Genomic DNA, 1,000 nt, shown 5'->3' with positions numbered 1-1,000 from the left:
CTGATGGATTTGATGGGCCGTCTCGCATCCCTTTCTGAAGCGCACGATCCAAGATCGCCATACTAATTGCTTTCACTTCATTGTGCCCAAAGCACGCGCCATAGCCTAAGGTGAACATGGCCTTCTTATTGGCCCTTTGCCCATCTTGCTCATCCTCGTACATGGCCACGACTTCGCATTCAGTCACTTCCACTTCGCCAATTTCAGTCAATTCACCGGTAATCGGGTGAGGTAGCATCACAGGCACATAACCCACACGTAATTCCGCAACGGTAGGATGTATATCGCCGTAACCTCGCATATTTGAATAGGCCATGGCGAGTAATGAGCCCTGCTCTGCCCTAGCCATTGTGGCTAATGCCGCGGACCTCGGAACTGGAAAAACCAGCGGCTCACGCGTGATATCAAAAGGATCATTAGAACTATGCTGTTCAGATTCAGGAGGAAGAAGCCCCTGCTTTCTCAGTTCATCCAGCACTTTTGGAAAGGTATCCGGTACATTTGCCTCAGGTATATCGGCAAACCATTTCTTGGCAATCGTTTGAAAGGTTTCAGGCGACTCATCAAACATTTCCATTCGCATTAATCTAAGCTGATAGTCGGTGGTGGCACCTAACATTTGACCATTTGGAATATCTTTAAAGGCAGACGAAATTCAACGCGTAACACGCATTCTGCTAGTATCGGTTAACGGTGTTTCTAATAATCTGGGAACTGTTGATCGATAAGCCCTGAGCGCAAAAGATGCTTCAAGTGTATCGCCATGAAACTGCTTTATTGCCAACGAAGCTAAGTCTGGGTGAAAAATCCCTCCTTCAGAAATAACGCGGCTGTGCAGAAGTCTTAGTTGATGACGAATCGATTCAGAATCAATCGCCTGCTCTCCTTGCCTCGCTCTAAGGTAATCGAACGCACCTTCAGCACCTCTAAGTGCCTGGCCGCCACCTTTTACTGCAACATATGCCATTAAATCACCTCCACTTGTGTCGTGCGTGGTAAT

At 47.5% G+C, this 1,000-nt stretch carries 1 pseudogene; it reads right to left on the bottom strand.

The features are described from left to right. Positions 1-967, bottom strand: a pseudogene (locus A3738_RS31825) (carbon-phosphorus lyase complex subunit PhnI); the annotation flags it as partial. Between the last annotated feature and the right edge of the window lie 33 nt (positions 968-1,000).

The organism is Oleiphilus sp. HI0066 (assembly GCF_001635725.1).
Note: the sequence above shows the minus strand (reverse complement) of the source record. Positions and strands in the feature narration are given on the sequence as shown.